This is a genomic window from Jiella pacifica, assembly GCF_010500815.1.
In the GTDB taxonomy this organism is placed as follows: Bacteria; Pseudomonadota; Alphaproteobacteria; order Rhizobiales; family Rhizobiaceae; genus Jiella; species Jiella pacifica.
This window is the reverse complement of the sequence record NZ_JAAAMG010000024.1, coordinates 32,834-56,051: the sequence shown is the minus strand read 5'-3', so window position 1 is coordinate 56,051 and position 23,218 is coordinate 32,834. Positions and strand designations below refer to the sequence as shown.

General features: G+C 66.5%; 25 protein-coding genes and 1 pseudogene. 13 read left to right on the top strand and 13 right to left on the bottom strand.

Going from position 1 to position 23,218, the window contains the following annotated elements; translation table 11 throughout:
* Window positions 1-20: 20 nt before the first annotated feature.
* The 3 genes from GTK09_RS22285 to GTK09_RS22275 form a co-directional block, all read right to left on the bottom strand.
* Window positions 21-905 carry an MBL fold metallo-hydrolase gene (locus GTK09_RS22285; protein WP_163465606.1) on the bottom strand — a complete coding sequence of 295 codons (885 nt, stop codon included), beginning with the start codon at window positions 903-905 and terminating at the stop codon, window positions 21-23.
* A 33-nt stretch (window positions 906-938) separates the two neighbouring features.
* Window positions 939-1,148 (bottom strand): YgaP family membrane protein, encoded by a 210-nt coding sequence (locus GTK09_RS22280; RefSeq protein ID WP_163465605.1) that lies wholly within the window; start codon window positions 1,146-1,148, stop codon window positions 939-941.
* A 77-nt stretch (window positions 1,149-1,225) separates the two neighbouring features.
* Entirely contained in the window at window positions 1,226-1,864 is a 639-nt protein-coding gene (locus GTK09_RS22275) for a peroxiredoxin (protein WP_163465604.1), read from the bottom strand.
* 313 nt (window positions 1,865-2,177) lie between these two features.
* Between GTK09_RS22275 and GTK09_RS22270 the strand changes: the two genes are divergently transcribed.
* The 8 genes and pseudogenes from GTK09_RS22270 (at window position 2,178) to GTK09_RS22235 (ending at window position 8,449) form a co-directional block, all read left to right on the top strand.
* A complete protein-coding gene (locus GTK09_RS22270; RefSeq protein ID WP_163465603.1) occupies window positions 2,178-2,819 on the top strand; it encodes a peroxiredoxin in 642 nt (213 codons plus the stop codon).
* Complete coding sequence (locus tag GTK09_RS22265; protein WP_163465602.1) at window positions 2,816-3,706, top strand: MBL fold metallo-hydrolase; 891 nt, start codon at window positions 2,816-2,818, stop codon at window positions 3,704-3,706. Before GTK09_RS22270 ends, GTK09_RS22265 begins: the two co-directional genes overlap by 4 nt.
* 47 nt (window positions 3,707-3,753) lie before the next feature.
* Window positions 3,754-4,017: pseudogene (locus tag GTK09_RS28060) on the top strand (ArsR/SmtB family transcription factor); the annotation flags it as partial.
* A gap of 352 nt (window positions 4,018-4,369) precedes the next feature.
* Window positions 4,370-6,055 carry a bifunctional protein tyrosine phosphatase family protein/NAD(P)/FAD-dependent oxidoreductase gene (locus GTK09_RS22255; RefSeq protein WP_163465601.1) on the top strand — a complete coding sequence of 562 codons (1,686 nt, stop codon included), beginning with the start codon at window positions 4,370-4,372 and terminating at the stop codon, window positions 6,053-6,055.
* Between the two features lie 102 nt (window positions 6,056-6,157).
* Window positions 6,158-6,943 carry a sulfite exporter TauE/SafE family protein gene (locus GTK09_RS22250; protein ID WP_163465600.1) on the top strand — a complete coding sequence of 262 codons (786 nt, stop codon included), beginning with the start codon at window positions 6,158-6,160 and terminating at the stop codon, window positions 6,941-6,943.
* Between the two features lie 33 nt (window positions 6,944-6,976).
* Complete coding sequence (locus GTK09_RS22245) at window positions 6,977-7,411, top strand: YeeE/YedE family protein (RefSeq protein WP_163465599.1); 435 nt, start codon at window positions 6,977-6,979, stop codon at window positions 7,409-7,411.
* Window positions 7,412-7,416: 5 nt separating this feature from the next.
* Window positions 7,417-7,842: a DUF6691 family protein gene (locus GTK09_RS22240; RefSeq protein ID WP_163465598.1), complete on the top strand. Its 426-nt coding sequence runs from the start codon at window positions 7,417-7,419 to the stop codon at window positions 7,840-7,842.
* A gap of 343 nt (window positions 7,843-8,185) precedes the next feature.
* On the top strand, window positions 8,186-8,449 hold the full coding sequence (locus GTK09_RS22235; protein ID WP_163465597.1) for a thioredoxin domain-containing protein: 264 nt from the start codon (window positions 8,186-8,188) through the stop codon (window positions 8,447-8,449).
* 42 nt (window positions 8,450-8,491) lie between these two features.
* Here the strand turns inward: GTK09_RS22235 and GTK09_RS22230 are convergent, their stop codons facing one another.
* The 10 genes from GTK09_RS22230 to GTK09_RS22185 form a co-directional block, all read right to left on the bottom strand.
* Window positions 8,492-8,998 carry a DsrE family protein gene (locus GTK09_RS22230; protein ID WP_163465596.1) on the bottom strand — a complete coding sequence of 169 codons (507 nt, stop codon included), beginning with the start codon at window positions 8,996-8,998 and terminating at the stop codon, window positions 8,492-8,494.
* A 166-nt stretch (window positions 8,999-9,164) separates the two neighbouring features.
* Complete coding sequence (locus tag GTK09_RS22225) at window positions 9,165-9,917, bottom strand: c-type cytochrome (protein ID WP_163465595.1); 753 nt, start codon at window positions 9,915-9,917, stop codon at window positions 9,165-9,167.
* Window positions 9,901-11,187, bottom strand: a complete 1,287-nt coding sequence (gene soxC / locus GTK09_RS22220) for a sulfite dehydrogenase (RefSeq protein WP_163465594.1) — start codon at window positions 11,185-11,187, stop codon at window positions 9,901-9,903. The genes GTK09_RS22225 and soxC overlap by 17 nt, the downstream gene beginning before the upstream one ends.
* Before the next feature lie 57 nt (window positions 11,188-11,244).
* Complete coding sequence (gene soxB, locus GTK09_RS22215; protein ID WP_163465593.1) at window positions 11,245-12,939, bottom strand: thiosulfohydrolase SoxB; 1,695 nt, start codon at window positions 12,937-12,939, stop codon at window positions 11,245-11,247.
* 137 nt (window positions 12,940-13,076) lie between these two features.
* Complete coding sequence (gene soxA, locus GTK09_RS22210; RefSeq protein ID WP_312869943.1) at window positions 13,077-13,937, bottom strand: sulfur oxidation c-type cytochrome SoxA; 861 nt, start codon at window positions 13,935-13,937, stop codon at window positions 13,077-13,079.
* Between the two features lie 104 nt (window positions 13,938-14,041).
* Window positions 14,042-14,368 (bottom strand): thiosulfate oxidation carrier complex protein SoxZ, encoded by a 327-nt coding sequence (gene soxZ, locus GTK09_RS22205; RefSeq protein WP_163465592.1) that lies wholly within the window; start codon window positions 14,366-14,368, stop codon window positions 14,042-14,044.
* 79 nt (window positions 14,369-14,447) lie between these two features.
* On the bottom strand, window positions 14,448-14,900 hold the full coding sequence (soxY, locus tag GTK09_RS22200; RefSeq protein ID WP_376768041.1) for a thiosulfate oxidation carrier protein SoxY: 453 nt from the start codon (window positions 14,898-14,900) through the stop codon (window positions 14,448-14,450).
* Window positions 14,901-14,913: 13 nt separating this feature from the next.
* Window positions 14,914-15,375, bottom strand: coding sequence for a sulfur oxidation c-type cytochrome SoxX (gene soxX / locus GTK09_RS22195; protein ID WP_163465591.1), 462 nt, complete (start codon window positions 15,373-15,375; stop codon window positions 14,914-14,916).
* Window positions 15,376-15,604: 229 nt separating this feature from the next.
* A complete protein-coding gene (locus GTK09_RS22190; RefSeq protein WP_163465590.1) occupies window positions 15,605-16,183 on the bottom strand; it encodes a thioredoxin family protein in 579 nt (192 codons plus the stop codon).
* A 26-nt stretch (window positions 16,184-16,209) separates the two neighbouring features.
* The gene (locus GTK09_RS22185) at window positions 16,210-16,944 is read right to left on the bottom strand and encodes a cytochrome c biogenesis CcdA family protein (RefSeq protein WP_163465589.1); all 735 of its coding nucleotides are present in this window, start codon (window positions 16,942-16,944) and stop codon (window positions 16,210-16,212) included.
* 131 nt (window positions 16,945-17,075) lie between these two features.
* Here GTK09_RS22185 and GTK09_RS22180 point away from each other — a divergent pair, with 131 nt between their 5' ends.
* The 5 genes from GTK09_RS22180 (at window position 17,076) to rbbA (ending at window position 23,216) form a co-directional block, all read left to right on the top strand.
* Window positions 17,076-17,471, top strand: coding sequence for a thioredoxin domain-containing protein (locus GTK09_RS22180; protein WP_163465588.1), 396 nt, complete (start codon window positions 17,076-17,078; stop codon window positions 17,469-17,471).
* Window positions 17,468-17,845 carry an ArsR/SmtB family transcription factor gene (locus GTK09_RS22175; RefSeq protein ID WP_163465587.1) on the top strand — a complete coding sequence of 126 codons (378 nt, stop codon included), beginning with the start codon at window positions 17,468-17,470 and terminating at the stop codon, window positions 17,843-17,845. The genes GTK09_RS22180 and GTK09_RS22175 overlap by 4 nt, the downstream gene beginning before the upstream one ends.
* Window positions 17,846-17,953: 108 nt before the next feature.
* Complete coding sequence (locus GTK09_RS22170) at window positions 17,954-19,051, top strand: YeeE/YedE family protein (protein WP_163465586.1); 1,098 nt, start codon at window positions 17,954-17,956, stop codon at window positions 19,049-19,051.
* Window positions 19,052-19,455: 404 nt separating this feature from the next.
* A complete protein-coding gene (locus tag GTK09_RS22165) occupies window positions 19,456-20,487 on the top strand; it encodes an HlyD family secretion protein (protein WP_312869942.1) in 1,032 nt (343 codons plus the stop codon).
* Window positions 20,484-23,216, top strand: a complete 2,733-nt coding sequence (gene rbbA / locus GTK09_RS22160; RefSeq protein WP_163465584.1) for a ribosome-associated ATPase/putative transporter RbbA — start codon at window positions 20,484-20,486, stop codon at window positions 23,214-23,216. Before GTK09_RS22165 ends, rbbA begins: the two co-directional genes overlap by 4 nt.
* Window positions 23,217-23,218 lie beyond the last annotated feature (2 nt).

Sequence of the window (23,218 nt, the reverse complement as noted above, 5' to 3'; positions counted from 1 at the left end):
CCGTGGCGCACCGATCGAATTCATAGCGCGTCGATGGGCACCTTCAGGTAGCGCTTGCCGTTGACCTGCGGCTCGGGCAGCGCGCCGGCCTTCATGTTCACCTGCAACGACGGGATGATCAGCTTCGGCATGTCGAGGGTCGCGTCCCGCTCGGTGCGATATTTGACGAACTCCTCCTTCGTTTTGCCGCCGCCGACATGGATGTTGTGGGCCTTCTCCTCGCCGACGGTGGTCTCCCAGCGGATGTCGCGGCCGTTGGGGCCGTAATCGTGGCACATGAAGAGACGGGTCTCCTCGGGCAGCGCCAGCACCTTCTGGATCGAATCGTAGAGCGTGGCGGCATCGCCGCCGGGAAAGTCGGCGCGGGCCGAGCCGCCGTCCGGCATGAACAGCGTGTCGCCGACGAAGGCGGCGTCGCCCATCACATGGGTCATGCAGGCCGGTGTGTGGCCGGGCGTGTGGATCGCGACGCACTCCATCCCGCCGACGCTATAGGTGTCGCCGTCGTCGAACAGCCGATCGAACTGCGACCCGTCGCGCTGGAACTCGGTCCCCTCGTTGAAGATCTTGCCGAAGGTTTCCTGCACGACGGTGATGTTCCTGCCGATGCCGAGCTTGCCGCCGAGCTTGCCCTGGATGTATGGCGCCGCCGACAGGTGGTCGGCATGGACATGGGTCTCGATCAGCCACTCGACCTTCAGATCATGCGCCTTCACATAGGCGACGATCTCGTCGGCATGGGCGTAGCTGATACGGCCGGCGGCATAGTCGATGTCCATGACGCTGTCGACGATGGCGCAGGCGCTCGATGCCGGATCCTTGACGACATAGCTGATCGTGTTCGTCGCCGGATCGAAGAAGCCCTTCACCTTGGGCTTCACGTCGAGATGGACAGGATAGGTCATGGCAGTTCCTCCTCATTGTGGGTGAAGTCGCTGTCAACTCACACGGCAGGTCTTGATGCCGAGCAGCGAGTAGAGCGGGCAGTTGCCGACGAGGGCGGTCAGAAGCGCGACGGCGCCGAAGCCGTAGAAGGCCCATTCGAGCCAGGTTCCGTCGCCGACGGTCGTGCCGGCGGCGAGGAAGAAGAGTGCGGCGGCGACCACCAGCCGAAAGCCGCGGTCGAGCTTGCCCATGTTTACGGTCATCGTTCGTCTCCTTGGTTGGTGGCGGCTTGCCCGCCGGTGACGACGGCCGGCAGGACGAGCATCCCGCCGGCAGCCGATCAGGCGCCGGATCCGATGTCGGTCAGCCTGAGATACGGCCGCAGCGTCTCGAAGCCCTGAGGGAACTGTTCCTTGGCCTTTTCGTCGGACAGCGAGTTGCGGATGATCACGCGGTCGCCGGGCTGCCAGTCCGCCGGGCAGGCGACGGTCATGCGATCCGTCAGCTGCAGCGCGTCGATGGCGCGCAGGATCTCGGAGAAGTTCCGGCCGATGGTCATCGGATAGGCCATGGTCAGGCGGATCTTCATGGCGGGATCGATGAGGAAGACGCTGCGCACGGCGGCCGTGTCGTCTTCTCCTGGGTGGATCATGCCGTAGAAGGCGGCGACGGCTTTGTCCTTGTCGGCGACGATCGGAAATTTGAGCGTCGTGTGCTGGGTGGCCTCGACGTCGGAGATCCAGGCACGGTGCTCCTCGACGCTGTCGGTGGAGAGCCCGAGCGGCTTGACGTTGCGCTTTTCGAACTCCGGCGCGAGTTGCGCCGTGCGGCCCATCTCGGTGGTGCAGACCGGGGTGAAGTCCGCCGGATGCGAGAAGAAGAACACCCAGGCGCCCCCCGCCCAGTCATGGAAGCGGATGGGGCCCTGGGTCGTGTCGATCTCGAAGTCGGGGGCGGTGTCGCCGATCCTGAGGGACATTTCGGTTTCCTTGCATTGGTCTCGATGGCTCCGCCTGAGCGGCATGCCGCTTTGGCGATAGGGTTGGCTGCACGGGCGAGCGGCGATGCGGCAGGATGGCTGCGTCCGGGACAGGACCCACGCGCCGCCACCGCCGATCTGGGCGGTTCAGATCATTGATTATATATAAACGTATATCATACCTGCTGAGGCTCCTCGAAACCTCTGCCACCCTCCGCGGTGATATCAGCTCCAGATCATATAATAGGTAATTTCATATATTGACAAGAGACAACAATATGCATATTTCGAAATTCAAGCAGACGGAGACCCTATGAGCCATCCCACCCCCCTTGCGCCGTTCCAGCCTCGGATCGGCGACGCAGCGCCGGACTTTTCCTGCCGCACGACGCGCGGCGAGCTGGCGCTGTCGGACTATCGCGGCCGCTGGCTGGTGTTCTTTTCGCATCCGGCGGACTTCACTCCGGTCTGCACCTCGGAATTCGTCGCCTTCGCAAGAGCCGCAAACGAATTCGATGCGATCGGCTGTGACCTGCTGGGGCTGTCGGTCGACAGCCTGTTCTCCCATCTCGCCTGGGTGCGGGCGATCGAGGAACGGTTCTCGCTGAAGATCCCCTTCCCGGTCTGCGAGGATCCGTCGATGGCCATCGCCAGAGCGTACGGCATGCTGGACGCAGCGGCCGGCACGAGCGCCACGGTCCGAGGCCTCTTCGTCATCGATCCGCAGGGCATCGTCCGGATGTCCTCGTTCTACCCGATGTCGACGGGGCGCTCGGTCGCCGAGGTCCTGCGAACCGTCAGGGCCCTGCAGCTGTCCGACGGCCACGACGTCGCGACGCCGGAGGGCTGGCAGCCCGGCGACGAAATCATCGATTTCGCCGACATGGTGCGCGAGGACGGCCTCGGCATATCCGAATGGCTCTACCGAACCCGGACACTGGAGGTCACGAAATGACCGCTTCTCCCATCGTGAAGGGCTTCTACGACCCGCGCACCTTCTCCGTCCAATATGTCGCCGCCTGTCCGGCGACGAAGCGCTGCGCGATCATCGACCCGGTTCTCGACTTCGACCCGAAGTCCGGCGCGACGGCGACGCTGTCGGCCGACGAGATCCTGTCCTATGTCGCGACGCAGGGCCTGACCGTCGAGTGGATCCTCGACACCCATCCCCATGCCGACCACTTCTCGGCCGCCCAATACCTCAAGGCAAAGACCGGCGCGCCGACGGCGATCGGCGACAAGGTGACGAAGGTCCAGGCGCTCTGGAAGGACATCTACAACTGGCCGGACTTTCCGGCCGACGGCTCGCAATGGGACAAGCTGTTCGCCGACGGCGAGACCTTCAAGGTCGGCGAGATCGACGCGAAGGTCCTGTTCTCGCCGGGCCATACGCTCGCCTCGATCACCTATGTCATTGGCGACGCGGCCTTCGTCCACGACACGCTGTTCCAGCCGGACGGGGGTACGGCCCGCGCCGACTTTCCCGGCGGCAGCGCCAGGGTGCTGTGGCATTCGATCCAGGAGATCCTCGCCCTGCCCGATGCGACCCGCGTCTTCACCGGCCACGACTACCAGCCGGGGGGCCGGGAGCCCGCATGGGAATCCACCATCGGCGAACAGAAGCGGGCGAACATCCATCTGACCCGGGCCAGGACCGAGGCGGAGTTCGTCGAACTGCGCGAGGGCCGGGACAAGACGCTGTCGATGCCCAACCTGATCCTCGCGGCGCTGCAGGTGAACACCCGCGGCGGGCGGCTGCCGGAGCCCGAGGACAACGGCACGCGCTATCTGAAGATCCCGCTCGACCGGCTTGCCGGCGCACCTTGGGAGGACGCCCGATGAGCGGCTCTCCCGAACGTCCCGGCGCTGCGGCGCTCGTCCGGCCGGAGATGATCGACGAAGCGGTCGCGCTCCTGAAGCGGCTCGGCCATCCGATGCGGCTGCAGATCGTCTGCCGGCTCGTCGAAGGCGAGATGTCGGTGGCCGAGATGGAAGAGGAACTCGGCCTGCGCCAGCCTTCGCTGTCCCAGCAGCTCGGAGAACTGCGCAATGCCGGCATCATCGAGGCGCGGCGCAAGGCGAAGAACGTCGTCTACCGCCTTGCCGACACGAAGGCCGAACGGCTGGTCGCGACGCTGCACGCGCTGTTCTGCCCCGATCGGGCTCCGCAGGCCAAGACCGCGGCACCGCCGCGGCCCGTCGCCCTCGGCCCGTTTCTCGGCGCCGCCGTCTTCGCCAGGGTCGGCCTCCTGGCTGCCGACAACGACGCCTCTCGAACACCCCCGACCGCACCGAACGGAAGCCCGGCGGCCGACCGCGACTCTCGCTGACGTCCGCCGCCCGGCCCGTCACGGCGCGGTCCCTCGCCCGGCCCCATGGTGACATGGCGCCTCGATCGTCCGGCGCGACAGCGGCTCTGCGCGGGCGACCGATCCGGCGCGCGATGCGGAGCGGCAATCTCCCGGAACGACCGGGCAGCATTTCCAGAACAGGGAGGATATCGACATGGATCCGAAAAGACTCACCGACCAGCTCGCCGTCCGCGACCAGGTGAGACCCGAGGAAATCGCGGCCCTCAAGGCTGCCGGCTTCCGATCGATCATCGTCAATCGGCCGGATGGCGAGGGCGCCGACCAACCGACCTTCGCGGAGATCGAGCGGGCGGCCCGGGATGCCGGCATCGAGGCCCGCTACCTGCCCGTCGAGACCGGCAAGGTGTCGGACGCCGACGCTGCGAAGTTCGCCGCCGCCATGGAGGAACTGCCGAAGCCGGTTGTCGCCTTCTGCCGCTCGGGCACGCGCTCGACGACGCTTTGGGCCTTGAGCCAAGCCGGGCAGCGCCCCCTCCCCGACATCCTAGCTCGGGCCAAGGCCGCCGGCTACGACATGTCCGGCGTCACCCGGCGCATCGCAAACGGCGGCAACGTGCCAACCGATCCGGCCGAGATCAGCCACGACATCGTCATCGTCGGGGCCGGCGCCGGCGGCATCGCGGCCGCCGCGAGCCTGCTCGCCCGTTACCGCAACCTCGACATCGCCATCATCGACCCGGCCGACATCCACTACTACCAGCCCGGCTGGACGCTGGTCGGCGGCGGCGTCTTCAGGCCGCAGGAGACGCGCAGGGACATGGCCTCGCTGATCCCCGAGGGCGTCAAGTGGATCCGCGCCGCCGTCGCCGCCTTCGAGCCCGACGCCCATGCGGTGATCCTCGAAGGCTGCCGGGTGGTGAAGTACAAGAAGCTGATCGTCGCCCCGGGACTGAAGCTGAACTGGCACGGCGTCGAAGGCCTGGAACAGACGCTCGGGCGCAACGGCGTCACCTCGAACTACCGCTACGATCTGGCGCCCTACACCTGGGAACTGGTGAAGTCGCTGTCCGGCGGCACGGCGCTGTTCACCCAGCCGCCGATGCCGATCAAATGCGCCGGCGCACCGCAAAAGGCGATGTATCTCTCCTGTTTCGAGTGGGAGCGCCGCGGCACGCTCAAGAATACCAAGGTCGAGTTCCTGAATGCCGGCGGCGTGCTGTTCGGCGTCAAGGACTACGTCCCGGCGCTGATGGACTATGTGAAACGCTACGGCATCGATCTCTCCTTCGGCCACGACCTCAAGAAGATCGACGGGTCGGCGAAGACCGCCTGGTTCGAGACCACCGACGCCGAGGGCAACAAGGAGATCGTCGAGCGCCGCTTCGACATGATCCATGTCGTGCCGCCGCAGACCGCCCCCGACTTCGTGCGCGTCTCGCCGCTGGCCAACGAGGCCGGCTGGCTCGAGGTCGACCAGTGGACGCTCCGGCATGTGCGCCACCACGACGTCTACGGCCTCGGCGACGTCATCGGTGCGCCCAATGCCAAGACGGCGGCCGCCGCCCGCAAGCAGGCACCGGTCGTCGCCGAGAACGTCCTGCGCGATCTCGGCCTGATCGATGAGCCGCGCCCGGCGATCTATGACGGCTACGGCTCCTGCCCGCTCACCGTGGAACGCGGCAAGGTGGTGCTGGCGGAGTTCGCCTATGGCGGCAGGCGCGTGCCGAGCTTTCCGAAATGGTTCATCGACGATCTGAAGCCGTCGCGGACGGCCTGGCTGCTCAAGGAGAAGATCCTGCCGCCGGTCTACTGGCAGGCAATGCTGAAGGGCCGCGAGCCGATGGCGAAACCCGAACACGAAACGTCGCCGGCCGCTTGATCAGGCGGTCAGCCGGATCGGCCGGCTGGCGGGCGGCGTCGTACGCCCGTCCCTCGAACTTCAACCTCAACGCCTCGAGGCTCGCCTCGAGTGGACCCGACGATGACCCTCGAGCCGCTGCAATATCTTCTCGGCGCCTTTTCCGGCTCGCTGGTCGGGCTGACGCTCGGCCTGTTCGGCGGCGGCGGCTCGATCCTCGCCGTGCCGCTGATGGTCTATCTCGTCGGTGTGCCGAACGCCCACATGGCGATCGGCACCAGCGCCTTCGCGGTGGCAGCCAATGCCGGTACGAATCTCGTCAGCCACGCCAAGCTTGGCAACGTCAAATGGCGCTGCGCGGCGGTCTACAGCGTCGCGGGAATTCTCGGCGCGCTTCTCGGCTCGACCCTCGGCAAGGCGATCGACGGGCAGAAGCTCCTGTTCCTCTTCGCGCTTCTGATGATCGTCGTCGGCATCCTGATGTTCCGCAATCGCGGGCAGAGCGGCAACGCCGGAGCAGAATGCAACCGCGAGAACGCCCCGAAGGTGGTCGGCTTCGGCGGCCTGACGGGCATCTTCTCCGGCTTCTTCGGCATCGGCGGCGGCTTCCTCATCGTGCCCGGCCTCGTCGCCTCGACGGGCATGCCGATGATCAACGCCATTGGCTCGTCGCTGGTCGCCGTCGCCGCCTTCGGCCTGACGACGGCGCTGAACTACGCCTTTTCCGGCCTCGTCGACTGGCCGCTGGCTCTCGTCTTCGTCGCCGGCGGCATCGTTGGCGGGCTCTTCGGCACGCTCGTCGCCCGCTGGCTCTCGGCCAAGAGGGGCGCGCTCAACGTCGCCTTCGCCGGCCTGATCTTCGCCGTCGCCGTCTATATGCTCTACAAGAGTGCCGCAGCCTTCGTCTGACAGGCGCTCCGCATCACCACCGGGAAGTCCGACATGCCCCTCGATACCGTCACCCCCTTCACGCCCCTCGCCTCCACCCTTGGCGGCTTTCTCATCGGGCTTTCCGCGGTCCTCGTCATGGCCGTCTTCGGCCGCATCGCCGGGATTTCCGGCATCACCACCGGGGCGCTGCCGTTGCGGCGAGACGACTGGGACTGGCGCCTCGCCTTCGTCGCCGGGCTGATCGCCGCGCCGCTCCTCGTCCTGGCGGCCACCGGAACGCCGGTCCGGCAGACGGTTCCGACCGATCTCCTCGCCATGGCCATTGCCGGCCTCCTCGTCGGCTTCGGCACCGTCATGGGCTCAGGCTGCACGTCGGGTCACGGCGTCTGTGGTCTCGCCCGGCTGTCGCCGCGCTCGCTCGTCGCCGTCCTCACCTTCATGGCGACCGCCTTCGTCACCGTCCTCGTCCTGCGTCACATCGTGTGAGACCCATGCGCATCGTTCTCGGCTTCCTTTCCGGCCTCCTCTTCGGCGTCGGGCTCATCCTCGCCGGCATGTCAGACCCCGCCAAGGTGCTGAACTTCCTCGACGTCTTCGGCACCTTCGACCCCAGCCTCGCCTTCGTCATGGGCGGTGCGGCGATCACCACCTTCCTCGGCTACCGCTTGGTCTGGCGGCGCGAGCGCCCGCTGCTTCTGGCCGACTTCCAGATCCCGGGCCGGCGCGACATCGACGGCGACCTCGTCCTCGGCGCGGCGACCTTCGGCATCGGCTGGGGCATCGGCGGGTTCTGCCCCGGGCCGGCCTGGACGGCCCTGCCGCTCGCTGCCCCAGGCACCCTGGTCTTCCTGCCGGCGATGCTGATCGGCATGGCACTCGCCACCATCCTGAAGGAGCGCAGGACCGCCGTCGCCTGAAGCGGCGCTGCCCTCGACCGGAGCGTCCCGCCGCGATGCGTCAGGAGCCGAAGCGAAGGGGCCGATCGGCACTCGCGACCACCAACTCCTCGCCGGCACCGATGTCCCGGCCGGCATGGACGAGTTCTCAGCAAGAACCAGCCACGGGGGCCGGACGTCATGACGTCGAAACTCGATCGCCGGACCATTCTCGCAACGATGCTCGCCAGCGGCGCGGCGCTGGTCGCCGGCCCCGCTCTTGCCGTGACCGATCCGATGTCGAAGGAGGGGCCCGCCGTCCGAAAGGGCCACCCGGCTGACGCTCGCCGCCGGCAAATTTCGTCCACAGGCGCTCGACGCGCTGATGCGCGCCGACGGCCGGCTGACTGACCCGATGATCGAGCCCCATCTGAAGGCCTCCCGCTTCGACGTCGAGGCGCTGCAGCGGGCCTATCGGCGCGACAGGAAACCCATCGACGCGCTCGTCGCGCGGAATTCGGCCCAGGCCGAGGCTTTCGGCTTTCCCGGAACGCCGGCCTATCTCGTGGGGACCGTCGCCTTCCCGGGCGTCCTGACGGTGCAGGACTTCCAGCAGGCGATCAGGGACGCGCTAGCGAAGAACGGCTGATCTCATCCGCCGGATCCAAGGGCCGCGATCCTCCGGCCCGCCTCAAGGTTTTACGATGGCATAGCCGGCCTCGTGCAGCCGAATGAGCTCCGAGACCCCGGCCTGAACCACGCGCGCATAGGGAACGATGTCGGGGCGTTTGCCCTCATTTTTCTCCAGCGTGTCGAGGGTATTGCCGCATGCGGCAAAGCGCACGTTGGGCATGCTCTGGCTGAAGGCTTCGAGACGCTCCAGCACCGGCGACCGGTCGGGCCGCAGCATGTCCATGGCGGGCCCGTAAACGACGATCTCGATGGCGACGCCCTCGGCCTTCTCCGAATAGTCGCGGGAGACGTTGGCGGCGATGTCGAGCGCTGAGCGCATCGCCGTCTCGTCGCGGTCAGAAACCTGCAGGGCGAGCTTGTGGTCGACGAAGCTGAGATCCTCCTCGCCGCTTGACCCGCCGCTCGCCTGCGCATGGGCGGGGCCGGCAAACCCGGCGACAACGGCCATCGCCGCGCCGACCAGAAGGACGCGGAAAACACGCCAACGCGAAGCACGGGTGGTCATCGCCTGAAGATTCCCCGCCCGGTTCGGAACAAGCCTCGGCGGCGGCGGCGCGCGTCGACAAGCAAAGCCTGCAACCGCTCCAATGTTCATGCCCATTTCATCCTCCCGAGTCTCGGGCAGCCCCAACCCGCGCCCGGCAAACCTGCCGCCTCCGCCGGCCGAAGGCTCAGTCGACGCTGCCGCCGGCCGGGCCGCTCTCGTCGCCACCGCCTTCCGGCGTCACGTCCAGCACCTGCGCATGCATGGTGATCTTGACCGGCCCCGGCTTGCAGTCGGTCATGCAGGGATCCGCGTCGTCCTTGTAGTGCTGTTCCTCCGCCCGGTCGTCGGGGACGAACGTGCCGGCATTCGGCATGGTCACCGCAGTAAAGTTCTCATTGGAAAGCTCGAAGTCCTCGTCGGTCTCGATGTCGTTGAGATAAAGCACGTAGGCCGTCAGCGCGTAGACGTCGTCGTTCGACAGCGAGCGGGCATTGCCAAAGGGCATCGCCCGATGGACGTAGTCGTACACCGTCGAGAGATACGGCCAATAGGAGCCGACGGTCTTCACCGGGCGGTCGCGGGTCAAGGTGTCGAAACCGCCGGCGAGTTGCGGCCAGCGGTCGCGGCCCTCGCCGAAGTCGCCGTGGCAGGAGGCGCACTGTTCGGCGAAGATGGTCTCGCCGTCCGACACGGTGCCCTTGCCGACGGGCAGGCCCTTGCCGTCGGGCCGAACGTCGATGTCCCAGGCGGCGACCTCGTCCGGCGTCGCCACTCGGCCGAGGCCGAGACGGCTGCCGGCGCGCGCATCGGTGGACAGGGCCGCGTCGGTCACGGGGCCTTCGGCTGCCTCGGCTTTCTTCGCCGTATCTTGCGCATGGGCGGCCAGCGTCGCCCCGAAGAGGCCGGCCAGGAAGGCGAGCTTACGAAACTTCGACATTTTCGAGCGCTCCGTCCGTCTTGAGATGCCAGGTCTGGATGCCGTTGTTGTGGTAGATCGAATTGGCGCCGCGCACCTTCCGCAGGGCCTCCTTCGTCGGCTGGACGAAGCCCTTCTCGTCCATTGCCCGCGACTGCAGCAGAAGCTCCGAGCCGTCCCAGTCGAAATCATAGTAGAAGCGGTGCACCGCCTTCGGGAAGGATTGCGGGTCGATCCGCGCCGCGTGCCAGTTGCGGCCGCCGTCGAGCGAGACGTCGACGCGGCGGATCGTGCCGTTGCCGGACCAGGCGAGGCCGGTGATCACCGTGCGGCCCTTGCCGTGAGTGACCGGCGCCTGCGGACTCGGCGCAGTGATGACGGATTTGACCTCCATCTGGAAGGTGAACTTGCGCGCCTTCCCGTCGGCGAGGAGGTCGGTGTATTTCGACGTCTCCTCGCGCTGCTCCCACGGCTGGTCGCCGACTTCCAGCCGGCGCAGCCATTTCACCCACATGTTGCCTTCCCAGCCGGGGACGACGAGGCGGACCGGATAGCCCTGCTCAGACCGCAGCGCCTCGCCGTTCATCTTCCAGGCGACGAGGCAGTCGTCGAGGGCCTTTTCCATCGGGATCGAGCGGGTCATGGCGGAAGCGTCCGCCCCCTCAGCCAACAGCCATTTGCCGGAGGATTTCAGCCCCGCCTCGTTCAGGAGGTTTCTCAGCGGCGTCCCGGTATACATCACGCAGTGGACCATGCCGTGGGTATACTGGCAGCCATTGAGCTGCGCCCCGCGCCACTCCATGCCGGTGTTGGCGGCGCATTCGAGAAAGTAGACGCGGTTTTCCCGCGGAAAGCGGTAAAGGTCCTCCATGGTGAAGACCATCGGCCTGTCGACGAGGCCGTTGATCATCAGCCGGTGGTCCTGCGGCGGGATCTCCGCAACGCCGCCGTGATGGCGCTCGAAACACAGGCCGTTCGGGGTGATGATGCCGTCGAGGGCGTGGAGCGGCGTGAAATTGACCGAGCTCGTCGCATCCGCCGTCAGCCAGGGAACGTCGCGGCGCACGACGTCCTTCTCGAACTCGGAGGGCAAACCGTAAGGCGCCGCATCGACGCCGGGACCGAGATAGCGGTTCCAGTCCTGAAGCTCGGTGATCTTGGGATCACCTTCGGCCGCCGCGGTTCTCGTTCCGGCGGCTACCGCAAGCCCCGCGCCGCCGAGCGCCAGCGTCGATTTCAGGAAGGCCCGGCGCGAGGCGTCAGCTTGGTCCGGCGTCGATCTGCTGTCCATGGATCATCACCCTCTTCGATACGATGCTACGCTCCTGCCGCCGACCGCCCCGTGCCTTCACGGCTTCAGCTTGACGCTGCGGTTCTCAGTTGGCGTGTAGACTGGGTTCGCTTTCAGATGGTCGCTCACCACGTCCCAGATCGGCGGGCCCTCGGTGCCCTCGTTCACCGAGGCCCAGCCGGCGACGACGTAGTCGCGCGCCGCCTCGATGGGGGTCTCGGTCTTCAGGACGACCATGTCGGAAATGCGCGAGCCGATCGCCCTGGTCGGGTCGATGGCAAAGCCCATGCCGCCGACGCGCACCATGTCGCCGCCTTGTTGGTAGTAGGGATCGGCGTTGAAGAGATTGTCCGCGACGTCTTCCAGGATCGTCTTCAGCATGTCGCCGGACATTTTGGTGCGATAGGCGGCCGGATAGGTCATGGCGCAGGCATTGTGGAGATCCTCCACCGTTATGTCGTTTCCGGCCGGCAGAGAGGTGCCCCACCGAAAACCCGGCGAGAGGGCAATCTCGGCGTCGCGCTCGGAAAGAAGCGCATCGCAGATCAGATCGTCCCAGGTGCCGTTGAAATTGCCGCGCCTGTAGAGCAGCCCCTCGGTCCTTCCGAGCACCGTCCCGAGTTGCTCGGCGTATGGTGCACGGACCTCGTCGATCTTGGCGGCCATCTCGCCGTCGGGCGTGATCACGTCCGAAAACACCGGAATCAGCCGGTAGCGCAGATCCTTCAACTCGCCCTTGCCGATGTCGAGATCGAGCCGGCTGACGAACTTGCCGTTCGAACCCGAGGCGATCAGCACCGTCTTGCCGACCTTCACCGGCTCGGGAAGCGCGTCGTGGGTGTGGCCGGTCAGGATCACGTCGATGCCGGGCACCCGCGAGGCCATCGCCCGGTCGACGTCGAAGCCGTTGTGGGAAAGGAGGATGACGACGTCGGCGCCCTCCGCCTTCGCCTCCTCGACATGCTTGGCCACTTCCTCCTCACGGATGCCGAAGGACCAGCCGGGGATCAGCCAGCGCGGATTGGCGATGGGTGTATAGGGGAAGGCCTGGCCGATCACCGCGACCTTGGAGCCGCCGCGCTCGAACATCTTCCAGGCCTCGAAGGCCGGCTCGTTCCACTCGGCGTCGAAGACGTTGGAGCCGAGGAAGGGAAACGCCAGCGCATCCTTGGCTTCGTTCACCCGGTCGGCGCCGTAGGTGAACTCCCAATGGCCGGTCATGGCGTCCGGCTTCAAGAGGTTCATGCAGGCGATCATGTCGGCGCCCTTCGTCGCATTCGCCGTGAAGCTGCCCTGCCAGGTGTCGCCGCCGTCGAGAAGGAGGACGTTGTCGTCGCCGCGCTCAGCCCGGGTTCGCCTGACGATGGTGGCGACACGGTCGAGCCCGCCCATTTTTCCATAGCGCTCGGCGAGCGCGGCGAAGTCCTCGGCGGTGAGCGCATAGGCTTCGGGCGAGCCGGGCTCGATCCGGTAGAGCTTCAGGAAGTCGGCGCCGGTGACGTGAGGCGGCAGGCCGGCCGCTTGGCCGACGCCGATATTGACCGCCGGTTCGCGGAAATAGACCGGCTTCAGCTGGGCATGGATATCGGTGACGTGGAGCAGCGTCAGATTGCCGAAGGCCGGCGCGCCGATGAGGTCGTCCTCGCTCAATCGCTGCTGGGCAGCGGCCCGCGACCAGCGGCCAGCGAGACCGGAACTAGTGATCGATGCGAGGGCGACGCTCGCCGCGAGGAATTCCCGTCTCGAAAACATGTTCGACTTCCGTGCTGAGAGCGCGCCGAGGGCGAGCCGGCGCCGAGCGCAACGCCCGGCCAGCGAGCCGCCGGCTGCGAGGTCTTCGCGATGACCGGCCGCGACTGGAAAGCTCCAGGCGACCGGCAAGGACCGCCCTACTGGCGCACCGCCGGCGTTTCGATCGAGAGCCCCTCGCCGCGCCAGGCGACATAGACTTCCAGCGCCATCAATTCGTCCGAAAAAGCCTTTGGCGGTTCGGCGCGGGTGTCGCGCACGCAGCCGCGAAAACGGTTGTGCAGCGAGACCAGGTTGCTCTGCTTCAAGCGGTAGGTCGGAAAACCGTTGGAGTTGCCCTGACTGAGGTGATCGGCCCGCAGATAGTTGCCGCTGTTTTTCTCATGGCACGACGCGCAGGCGAAATTCAGCTGCCCCGTGCGCAGGTAGTAGCGGTCCTTGCCCGTCTGCCACCAGCTCATCATGTCGCCGGCCGAAAGGTCGATCTTCACCGGAATTCCCAGCGACTGGTGCTTGATATAGGCGGTTAGATCGACCTGATCGCGGGCGTCGAACTTGTATGGCTCGGCCTTCATCTGCGCCGTGCGGCAGGCATTGATCTGGAGCTCGATGTCGAAGGGCTTGCCGGCTTTCGCATTCCATTTCGGATAGCTGGCGCCGACGCCCTTCATGGTTTCCGCCGCATCGCCGTGGCAGGAGGCGCAGGACTTGCCGGCTTCCCCCTCGACGGTGTTCCAGACTTCCTCGCCGTGCTCGACATTCAGCATGCCGGGGTTCTCGAAACTGTCGGCCTCCATCGCCCTCGTATCGGGCTCGCGGTAAAGCCAGCCGGACTTGACGACGTCGAACGGGTGGCCCGGCGGATCCTTCGGCGCCGGCGCCTCGGTGATCATCGCCTCCCCGTCGATCTCGAGCGTCTCAGTGACCGGTTCGGCCCGCGCCGCCGTGAAGAGCGGACTGGCGCCGAGCAAAACCAGCGCTGCGAGTGTTCTTTTGTTCACGCCTTTCCCTCCCAAGAATGACGACGGCGTCTCCGCCACGAATGCCGCGTCCGTCACGCCCGAAGCCTTCCGGGCGGCGCCGACCGTTTCGGCGGGGCGGCCGGTCAGTTCACGGCAATCTTCTGCTCGTCGGTGTAGATCGAGCCGTCATCGTCCACCCAGGTGAACTTGAAGGTTCCGCTTTCCGGCACCTTGGCGTTGAATTCGAAATAGGGATTGGCCGCCACCGCCGGGTCGAGTTCGCACTCGAAGACCTTCATCCCGTTGAATTCGCAGGTGAACTTATTGATGATCTGCCGCGGAATGACGTTGCCGTCCTTGCCCTTGCGCTGGCCGGATTCCATGTCGTGACTGATCAGCGTCTTGATGGTGATGATCTCGCCGGCCGAAGCTTTTTTCGGCACCTTCACGCGAGGCTTGGGCGTTGCCATTGTCGAGGTTTCCTCCCGTTTCGCGGCCAACTCCGCATCGGGCGGGCCGCTGGATCGTCAAGCGTTTCGAGGCCAGGCCTCAGCCGCCGCAGCCACCGATCGTCACCTTCACTTCCTTGCGGTCCGAAAAGGTGGAGCCGTCGCTCATCTTGGCGATGGCGACGACGTTCTGGGTCTTGGCGAGGCGGATCCGCGTCGTCGCGGCGGCGGTTCCGCTCAGCGGCGTGAAATGGAAGGTCGCGACCTCCGGGTTGGGGTTGCCGTCGGCCAGAATCGTCACCGAAGCGACGTAGTCCCCGTCGGTCATCGGGCTGTCGACCTCGACCGTCACCGGAACCGAATTGCCGTTTTCGGCGATCTCCGGCGCGGTCAGGGTGATCTTGCCCGGCTCGGGCGTCTTGCCGCCGGTGAAGGCACCGATCGCCGCGTCGGTCGCCTCCACAGTCGCCCATGCCGGGCGCGCCAGGATCGCAACGCCGGCCATCGCCGTCAGAGTGGCCGTCCCGGCAAGAAGTCTACGCCGCGTCATCATCTGGGTCTTCTCCTCATTCGCCCTTCAGCGTGGTCAGATAAGCGACGACATCCTCGACATCCCCGGCGCTCAGGATCGTCTTGTCCTTGAACTCCTCGGCGACGTCGACGCCGACATCGAGCGAGTAAAATCCCGGCATCATCGTTTCGGGCCCGAACACCTTCTTGGCGTCGACGACGATGGCGCGAAGCTGCGCCGCCTCCCAACGGTCTGCGACGCCGTCGAGCGCCGGCCCGACGGTGCCCTGGAATTGCTCGTTCTTCAGGTCGGAATTGACGTGGCAGGCGAGGCAATTGCCGAGCCCGCGATCGGCAAAGACCTTACGGCCGTTGATCGCATCTCCGGCCGCCGCGGTGACCGGCTGCGCCACCGCCATGTCGTCGATCGTCACCTCGCCCGGAGCGGTTTCCGCCGTCGCCGGAGCCCCGGCGAACACGGCGATCAAGACAAGGCTTCGCTTGAAAGCGCGGTTCATGACCAGATTTTCCTCCCTGCCGTCTCCGGCTCATCGGACGTTGCCGACGAAGATCAGCCTAGACGAGTTCCAAATAAATGCAAGGATATAATTTCTTGCATGTATTGCGGTGCAACAGTGATCGCAGACCTGATCCGCGCCGAGGTCGGGAAGCCGCGGAGCGTCGTTTCCGCGACACCGCACGACGGGAAGAGGCGCCGCCTGTTGGAAGGCATGACGTCGGCCCGCCTCATTCGACGCCCGTATCGCCCGCCTCGGCGAGCTTGCGGGCGTGATATTTCTGGAAGTGTTCGTCGGTGTCGTAGCCCTTCTCGAACACCCACTCGAACATGTGAAGGAAGGTCTTCTTGCCGAAGGCGCCGGGCATGGTGGCGACGGCGGCCTGCGACGCCGTTGCCGCCGTGGGCGCTGCGTCCGGCATGAACAGGATCGTCGGCGTGAAGACGACGCCCCAACGCCGCGCGGCGGTCTTTTCCGTCAGCGTTTCACCGTCGAGATCGACCACCTCCTCGTCGCCGAAGAGATTGTACTGGACGACCTTGAAGTGGTTGCGGACATAGGCGCGGATCGCCGGGTCGGCGAGGAGCTCCTCGTGCATCTTCTTGCAGTAGATGCAGCCACGCTGCTCGAAGACGATGGCGAGCCGCTTGCCCTCGTCACTGGCGGCTTGGATGTCATCGCCGACATCCTTGAAGGTGACGGCGAACCAGTCCTCCTTGTGCAGTCCGTCGTCGCCGATTTCGGCCGCGATCGCGCCAGGCGCCGCCAGAAGCGCCAGGCCTGCGAGAAATGCCAACCGTTTGAACATCGTCCCATTCCTCCGTTCGTCGGGGTTCAGCCGATCGTCGCAAAGACCGGAAAGGTTTCGAGCAGCCAGTAGGAGATCGTCGCCATCTGGCCGGTGACGAAGAGCAGGCCCGTGACCACCAGCGCCCCGCCCATGATCTTCTCCACCAGCGCCATGTGCCGGCGGAATTTCGCGGCGAAGTCGAGGAACCGGGTTGCAAACAGCGCGGCGAGGACGAAGGGCACGCCCATGCCGAGGGAGTAGGTGGCAAGCAGCCCGCCGCCCCTGAGCGCGGTATCCTGGGAAGCCGCCACGAAGAGGATCGCCGCCAGAACCGGGCCGACGCAGGGCGTCCAGCCGAAGGCGAAGGCGAGCCCCATGAGATAGGCGCCGAGCGGCCCCGCCGGTTTCTTCGCGACGCTTACCCGGGCCTCGCGATAGAGCATGGCCAGCCTGAAGACGCCGAGGAAATGCAGACCCATGACGATGATGAGCACACCCGCGATCACCGACAGCACGTCGAACCACTGGGCGATCGCCCGACCGACGACGCTTGCCGTCGCACCGAGGGCGACGAAGACGGTCGTAAAACCCAGCACGAAGGCGATCGAGGCGATCAGGATGCGCCGCGCCAGAGCCGGATCTTGCCCCTCCGTCCTGATCTGGTCGAAGCTCAATCCCGCCAGAAAGGCGAGATAGGGCGGGACGATCGGCAGGACGCAGGGCGAGACGAAGGACAGGACGCCGGCAAGCAACGCCGCGCCGAAGCCGACATCGAGCATTTCGGACGTTTCCCACGGCGAGCATGAATTTGGCCCGCATGCATCTCGCCAACGGCATCGCGGATCATATAGATAGAAGAATGCATATGTTTTCATCTATTGGCAAGCTGCCGACCCGGCCGACTCGGCAAATGCCCCTGCTGGTCGTCTTCCTTGCCATCCTGGCAGGCGTCGCGACGGCGCGGTCGGCGACGGCCGCCGAACTGTTGATGCTGGAGCGGCCCGGATGTCCGTGGTGCAAGCGCTTCAACGAAGAGATTGGCCCAGCCTATGCGAAGACGGACGAAGGCCGACGTGCGCCGCTGAGGCGCGTCGACGTCACGCGGCCATGGCCGGCGGACCTTGCGGCGATCGCCAGGGAGCGGCTGACACCGACCTTCGTTCTCGTCGAGAAGGGGGTGGAAGTCGGCCGCCTGCGCGGCTATCCGGGAGACGAATTCTTCTGGGTGCTCCTCGCCGACATGCTGGCGAAACTCCCGCAGACCACCACATCCGGGGTGTCGGAAACACAAGGCCAGCCACGTTGACGTCGCAACCCGCCCCCCTCGCGCTGCCGAAATTCGACCCGACGACCTCGCCGGAAGAGCGCGCGGCCTTCTTCGAGCAGGCGAAGAAGGCGAGCGATCTGTTGAAGGCGATGTCGCACGAGACGCGCCTCGTCATCCTCTGCCTGTTGTCGGAGGGCGAGCGCTCGGTCGGCGAGATCGAGACGATCCTCGACATGCCCCAGGCGGCGGTATCGCAACAGCTGGCGCGGCTGCGCTTCGACCGGCTGGTGACGACCCGCCGTGAAGGCCGGACGATCTATTACAGCCTGACCAGCGAAGAGGTGACGGGGCTGATCGGCACGCTCTACGACCTATTTTGCGCCCCGGTTCGCGGGAGCGGCAGATCCGAATGAAGTCATTGCCTGGCTTCGTGCGCAAGTCGCGCTTGCAGGCTCGCTGACGCAGGCATAGCCTCGACCTCGGAGCGCCTCGCCCAAGAAGGCGCCGGGAGGCACCATGTCATGATCGTCGACAGCGGTTTCGCGCCGCTGGTCGCGGGCGTTTTCGCCGGAGCCGTCCTCGGTTTCGTCGCCCGCCGCCGGCATTTCTGCACCATGGGCTCGTTCGAGCGGCACTGGTATGCCGGCGACAGTTCCGGGCTCCGGACCTGGGCGGTGGCGATCTTGTCGGCGATCGTCTTCACCGAGATCCTCGTCCGCCTCGCACTGTTCAACCCCGCCGACAGCTTCTACACCACCGTTTCCTTCGGCTGGACGGGTGCCATCCTCGGCGGCCTTGCCTTCGGCTTCGGCATGGCGCTCGTCGGCACCTGCGGCTTCGGCGCGCTGGTCCGGCTCGGCGGCGGCTCGCTGCGCGGCCTGATCGTGGTACTCGTCCTCGGCCTGTCGGCCCTTGCGGCGCAGCGCGGCGTCGTCGGCCTCGGCCGGATCGCGATCGTCGACGACGCCGCTTTCGATCTCGGCCGTCTCGGCGCGCCGGATCAGACGCTGCCGAGCCTCGTTCAGGGCGTGACCGGGCTCGACCTGAGACTGCCGATCGTCATTGCCGTTTGCCTCGCCCTCGCGCTGTGGATCGGCCGCGACGCAGTCTTCCGCCGCGATGTCGGTCGCATCGCGACGGGCGTCCTCATCGGCACGGTGATCGCCTTCGGCTGGGCGGCGACCTCGGCGATCGCCGAAGCATCCTTCCAGCCCGTGCGGATCGAGAGCGCCTCCTTCGTCGTTCCGCCCGGCGAACTCATCCTCCATGCCATCACCTATACCGGTGCCCTGCCCTCCTACGGTGTCGGCGTGACGCTCGGCGTCGTCCTCGGGGCGGCAATGGCCGCCATGCTGCGCCACGAGGTGCGCTGGGAGGCCTGCGACGACGCCCGCGAATTGTCGCGCCATCTCCTCGGCGCCGTGCTGATGGGCGTCGGTGGGGTCTTTTCCCTCGGCTGCACCATCGGCCAGGGAATCTCCGCCGCCTCGCTGCTGACGATTTCCGCCCCGCTCGTGCTCGTCTCGATCGCCATCGGGGCAAGGCTGGGCCTCGCCTATCTTTTCGAAGGCTCGATACGCCACGCTTTCACCAAGCCGGAGCGGTCACCCGCGGAATGACGCGGTGAAAAACACCGAACCATCCGCCGCATCCCGAAGCGTCTGGAGTTTCAATGTCCCGTGTCACCCCCGAGGCATCGGGCACCATCGATCGACCAGTCCACTTCGCCGCGGGCTGAGTGCGCCCACTCCCGGTCCCCGGGGGGCAAGCCGAAGCAACTTCCCGGAGCAACTTCATCGAAACCGGCGGGGCTTTCGGGAAGGAACGTCAGACGAACTTACATCTTTGCGACGCCGCTTTGACCCGCATCAAGGCGAGCGTTGCTGGTTCTCGCCATGCTCGGGCAGACCGCAGTCGCGGTCGGTTTCAACGCGATCGCGGCGGAGCCGGCCCGCCGCGACCTTCCCGAGACGAACTCGAGCGATCGACACCCATGAACAACCGTTTTCCAACGATACTGTGCGTGCTGTCCGCTCTCGTGGCTCCCGATGTTCTGGGGCCTGCGGCGATTCCCTCTTCAGCCTGGCCCTTCCCGCGCTTCATGCCCGCGGCGGCCGCCGAATCCAGGCTGGAAACCCTGCTCGACCGACTGCGCGGCAAGAAGCTGCCCGAGACGATTGCCAGTTCCAACGGCCGCATCGAGGCGCAGGAGATCGATGTCGCCGCCAAGTATTCCGGGCGGCTTGCCGAGATGCCGGTGGAGGAAGGCGACACGGTCGAGGCGGGACAGGTGATCGCCCGGCTCGACGACCGGGAATACCGGGCGCAGCTTCTCGGAGCGCAGGCCGACGTGTTGCGGGCGGAGAGCGCGCTCGCCCAGGCCGAGGCCTTGATCGCCCAGCGCGACAGCGAGAAGGCGCTTGCAGAGGCGAGCTACAACCGCATCGCCGAGCTCTTTCATTCCGGCCATACCAGCGCCCAATCCCTCGACGAGCGGCGCGGCGCCCTGCGGACGGCGGAGGCCGCCCAGCGGGCGGCGATCGCCGAAAAGGCGCAGGCACAGTCGAGCATCGCCGCCGCCGAGGCCGAGGTCTCACGATTGAACGCCGTCGTCGGTGACATGGTGATCACCGCGCCTCGCCGCGGCCGAGTGCAGTACAAGCTCGCCCGTACCGGCGAGGTCGTGGCGGCCGGCGCCCGCATCGCGACGCTGCTCGACCTCACCGATGTCTCGATGTCGCTGTATCTGCCCGCCGCCGCGGCCGGCCAGGTTGCGGTCGGGGACGAGGCACGGATCATCCTCGATCCCGCGCCCGACTACGTCATTCCCGCCAGCGTCACCTTCGTTTCGGCGGATGCGCAGTTCACGCCGAAGAGCGTCGAGACCATGGAGGAACGCGAGAAGCTGGTCTTCCGGGTGAAGATCCGGATCCCGCGGGAATTGCTCGCGCGCTTCGAAAGACAGGTGAAGGGCGGGGTGCGCGGCGTCGGCTACGTTCGCACCGACCCCTCCGCCTCCTGGCCGGAGCAGCTCCAGGTGAAGTTGCCGCAATGACCGTCGGTCCGGTCGTCGAACTCGCCGGCGTGACGCATCGCTACGGTGCGAGCCTTGCGCTCGACCATCTCGATCTCACCATCCCGTCCGGCTGCATGGCCGGGCTGATCGGGCCGGACGGCGTCGGCAAATCGACCGTGCTGGCGCTGGCGGCGGGTGTGCGAAAAATCCAGACCGGCCGAGTTATGGCGCTCGGCGGCGACATGGCCGATGCCGGCCAGCGCCGACAGTCGTCGCCGCGCGTCGCCTACATGCCGCAAGGGCTCGGCCGCAATCTCTACCCGACGCTCAGCGTGAGAGAGAATCTCGACTTCTTCGGCCGGCTGTTCGGCCATTCCGCCGCAGAGCGGCAGCGGCGGATCGTCGAGCTGCTCGCCGCCACCGGCTTGTCGCCCTTCGTCGACCGCCCGGCCGGCAAGCTGTCTGGCGGCATGAAGCAGAAGCTGGCGCTCTGCTGCGCGCTGATCCACGATCCCGACCTTCTCATCCTCGACGAGCCGACCACCGGCGTCGACCCGTTGTCGCGGCGACAGTTCTGGAACCTCGTCGACACCATTCGCACCCGCCGCCCCGGCATGAGCGTCGTCGTCGCCACTGCGTATATGGAAGAGGCCGAGCGCTTCGACTGGCTGGCGGCGATGCATGCGGGCTGGGTGATCGCCACCGGAACGCCGGCCGAAATCCGCTCCAACGCCGGCAAAGACACTCTCGAAGCCGCCTTCATCTCGCTGCTGCCGGAAGCCGTGCGCGCCGGCCACGTACCGGTCCTCGTGCCGCCCCGCCCGGCTGCTGCCGATGGCGTGCCGGCGATCGAAGCTGACGGCCTGACCTGCAGGTTCGGCGACTTCACCGCCGTGGACCATGTCAGCTTTCGCATCGAGCGCGGCGAGATCTTCGGCTTTCTCGGCTCGAATGGCTGCGGCAAGACGACGACGATGAAGATGCTGACCGGCCTGTTGCAGCCGACCGAAGGCTCGTCCCGGCTGTTCGGCCAGCCGATGGACGCCCGCGACATGAAGACCCGGGGCAATGTCGGGTACATGTCCCAGAGCTTCTCGCTCTACGAGGAACTGACCGTCCGGCAGAATCTCGACCTGCATGCGCGGCTGTTCCACGTTCCGGCCTCGGAGGTGGCGGCCCGCATCGAGGCAATGCTGGAGCGCTACGGCCTTGCCGACCACGCCGACCGCAAGCCCGGCGTCCTGCCGCTCGGCATCCGCCAGCGGCTGCAGCTCGCCGTGGCCGTCATCCACCGCCCGGCGGTTCTGATCCTCGACGAGCCCACCTCCGGCGTCGATCCGATCGCCCGCGACGGCTTCTGGCGCAGCCTCGTCCAGCTGTCGCGCGAGGACGGGGTGACGATCTTCATCTCGACCCACTTCATGAACGAGGCCGAGCGCTGCGACCGCATTTCGCTGATGCATGCCGGCCGTGTGCTGGCGGTGGGCGCGCCGGGCGATCTCGTCGCCGAGCGCGGAGCAGCCTCGCTCGAAGACGCCTTCATCGACCACCTCGAAGCAGCCACCGGCGCCGAGGTTCCGCCTGCCTCCGCGATCGAAACTGTGCCCGTGATCGCCGAACCACCGCGGCGGGCGACGGCGCCGCGGCGCTTTTCCACCAAGCGGCTGTGGGCCTATACACTGCGCGAGACGATGGAGCTGACGCGCGATCGCATCCGGCTGTTCTTCGCCCTCGCCGGGCCGATCATCCTGATGGTCACCTTCGGATACGGCATCTCCTTCAATGTCGAGAATCTGAGCTTCGCCGCCTTCGACCAGGATAGGACACCGGAAAGCCGCGAGCTCGTCGAGCAGTTTTCGAGCTCGCGCTATTTCGCCGAGCAGCCGGCGATCGATTCAGCGACGGAGATGACGGAGCGGCTGCAATCGGGCGAACTCGGCTTCGTCGTCGAAGTCCCCGACGGCTACGGCCGCGATCTCGTCTCCGGGCGCCGGCCGCAGATATCTGTGACGCTCGACGGGGCGATGCCGTTTCGCGCCGAGACCGCACGGGGTTACGTCCTCGGCGTCGCCAACGCCTATTCCGCGACGCTTGCGGCGCAAAGCGGCACGGAAGCGACGGCGGCCTATACGCTGCTGCCGCGGCTGCGCTTCAACCAGGCCTTTCGCAGCGTCAATGCCACGGTGCCCAACGTCATCATGCTGATGCTGGTGCTGATCCCGGCGATCATGGCGGCGGTCGGCGTCGTGCGTGAGAAAGAGACCGGATCGATCGCCAATCTTCATGCGACGCCGATCTCCAAGGTCGAGTTTCTCCTCGGCAAGCAGCTTCCCTATGTCGCGATCGGCCTCGTCAGCGCCGCGACGCTGGTGCTGATCGCGCTGTTCCTCTTCCAGGTACCCTTTCGAGGTTCGCTGTCGCTGCTGGCCGTTGCCACGGTCCTCTACATCGCCGGGACGACCGGCTTCGGCCAGTTGCTCTCATGCTTCACCCGCACCCAGGTCGCGGCGATCTTCGCCACGGCGATCCTCTCGATCATCCCGGCGGTGAACTTTTCCGGCCTGATCGTCCCGGTCTCCTCGCTGGAGGGGGGCGGGCGATATGTCGGCCTCGCCTTCCCCTCCGCCTGGTATCAGCCGATCACCACCGGCTGCTTCACCAAGGGCCTCGGCTGGCTCGACCTGTGGCCGAATGTCCTGGCGCTCGCCGGCTTTGCGCTGGTGTTTCTCCTTCTGTCGCAACTGGCGCTGAAGAAGCAGGAGCGCTGACG

Excerpts from the sequence above, each read along its gene's own strand:
- GTK09_RS22185 (WP_163465589.1), bottom strand. The coding sequence starts at position 16,944 with ATGCTCGATGTCGGCTTCGGCGCGGCGTTGCTTGCCGGCGTCCTGTCC.
- GTK09_RS22170 (WP_163465586.1), top strand. The coding sequence starts at position 17,954 with ATGATCGTCGACAGCGGTTTCGCGCCGCTGGTCGCGGGCGTTTTCGCC.
- GTK09_RS22265 (WP_163465602.1), top strand. The coding sequence starts at position 2,816 with ATGACCGCTTCTCCCATCGTGAAGGGCTTCTACGACCCGCGCACCTTC.
- GTK09_RS22255 (WP_163465601.1), top strand. The coding sequence starts at position 4,370 with ATGGATCCGAAAAGACTCACCGACCAGCTCGCCGTCCGCGACCAGGTG.
- GTK09_RS22280 (WP_163465605.1), bottom strand. The coding sequence starts at position 1,148 with ATGACCGTAAACATGGGCAAGCTCGACCGCGGCTTTCGGCTGGTGGTC.
- soxB (WP_163465593.1), bottom strand. The coding sequence starts at position 12,939 with ATGTTTTCGAGACGGGAATTCCTCGCGGCGAGCGTCGCCCTCGCATCG.
- soxZ (WP_163465592.1), bottom strand. The coding sequence starts at position 14,368 with ATGGCAACGCCCAAGCCTCGCGTGAAGGTGCCGAAAAAAGCTTCGGCC.
- GTK09_RS22235 (WP_163465597.1), top strand. The coding sequence starts at position 8,186 with ATGCGCGCCGACGGCCGGCTGACTGACCCGATGATCGAGCCCCATCTG.
- GTK09_RS22230 (WP_163465596.1), bottom strand. The coding sequence starts at position 8,998 with ATGACCACCCGTGCTTCGCGTTGGCGTGTTTTCCGCGTCCTTCTGGTC.
- GTK09_RS22245 (WP_163465599.1), top strand. The coding sequence starts at position 6,977 with ATGCCCCTCGATACCGTCACCCCCTTCACGCCCCTCGCCTCCACCCTT.
- GTK09_RS22285 (WP_163465606.1), bottom strand. The coding sequence starts at position 905 with ATGACCTATCCTGTCCATCTCGACGTGAAGCCCAAGGTGAAGGGCTTC.
- GTK09_RS22250 (WP_163465600.1), top strand. The coding sequence starts at position 6,158 with ATGACCCTCGAGCCGCTGCAATATCTTCTCGGCGCCTTTTCCGGCTCG.
- soxY (WP_376768041.1), bottom strand. The coding sequence starts at position 14,900 with ATGATGACGCGGCGTAGACTTCTTGCCGGGACGGCCACTCTGACGGCG.
- rbbA (WP_163465584.1), top strand. The coding sequence starts at position 20,484 with ATGACCGTCGGTCCGGTCGTCGAACTCGCCGGCGTGACGCATCGCTAC.
- soxX (WP_163465591.1), bottom strand. The coding sequence starts at position 15,375 with ATGAACCGCGCTTTCAAGCGAAGCCTTGTCTTGATCGCCGTGTTCGCC.
- GTK09_RS22225 (WP_163465595.1), bottom strand. The coding sequence starts at position 9,917 with ATGTCGAAGTTTCGTAAGCTCGCCTTCCTGGCCGGCCTCTTCGGGGCG.
- GTK09_RS22275 (WP_163465604.1), bottom strand. The coding sequence starts at position 1,864 with ATGTCCCTCAGGATCGGCGACACCGCCCCCGACTTCGAGATCGACACG.
- GTK09_RS22240 (WP_163465598.1), top strand. The coding sequence starts at position 7,417 with ATGCGCATCGTTCTCGGCTTCCTTTCCGGCCTCCTCTTCGGCGTCGGG.
- soxC (WP_163465594.1), bottom strand. The coding sequence starts at position 11,187 with ATGGACAGCAGATCGACGCCGGACCAAGCTGACGCCTCGCGCCGGGCC.
- GTK09_RS22270 (WP_163465603.1), top strand. The coding sequence starts at position 2,178 with ATGAGCCATCCCACCCCCCTTGCGCCGTTCCAGCCTCGGATCGGCGAC.
- GTK09_RS22180 (WP_163465588.1), top strand. The coding sequence starts at position 17,076 with ATGCCCCTGCTGGTCGTCTTCCTTGCCATCCTGGCAGGCGTCGCGACG.
- GTK09_RS22190 (WP_163465590.1), bottom strand. The coding sequence starts at position 16,183 with ATGTTCAAACGGTTGGCATTTCTCGCAGGCCTGGCGCTTCTGGCGGCG.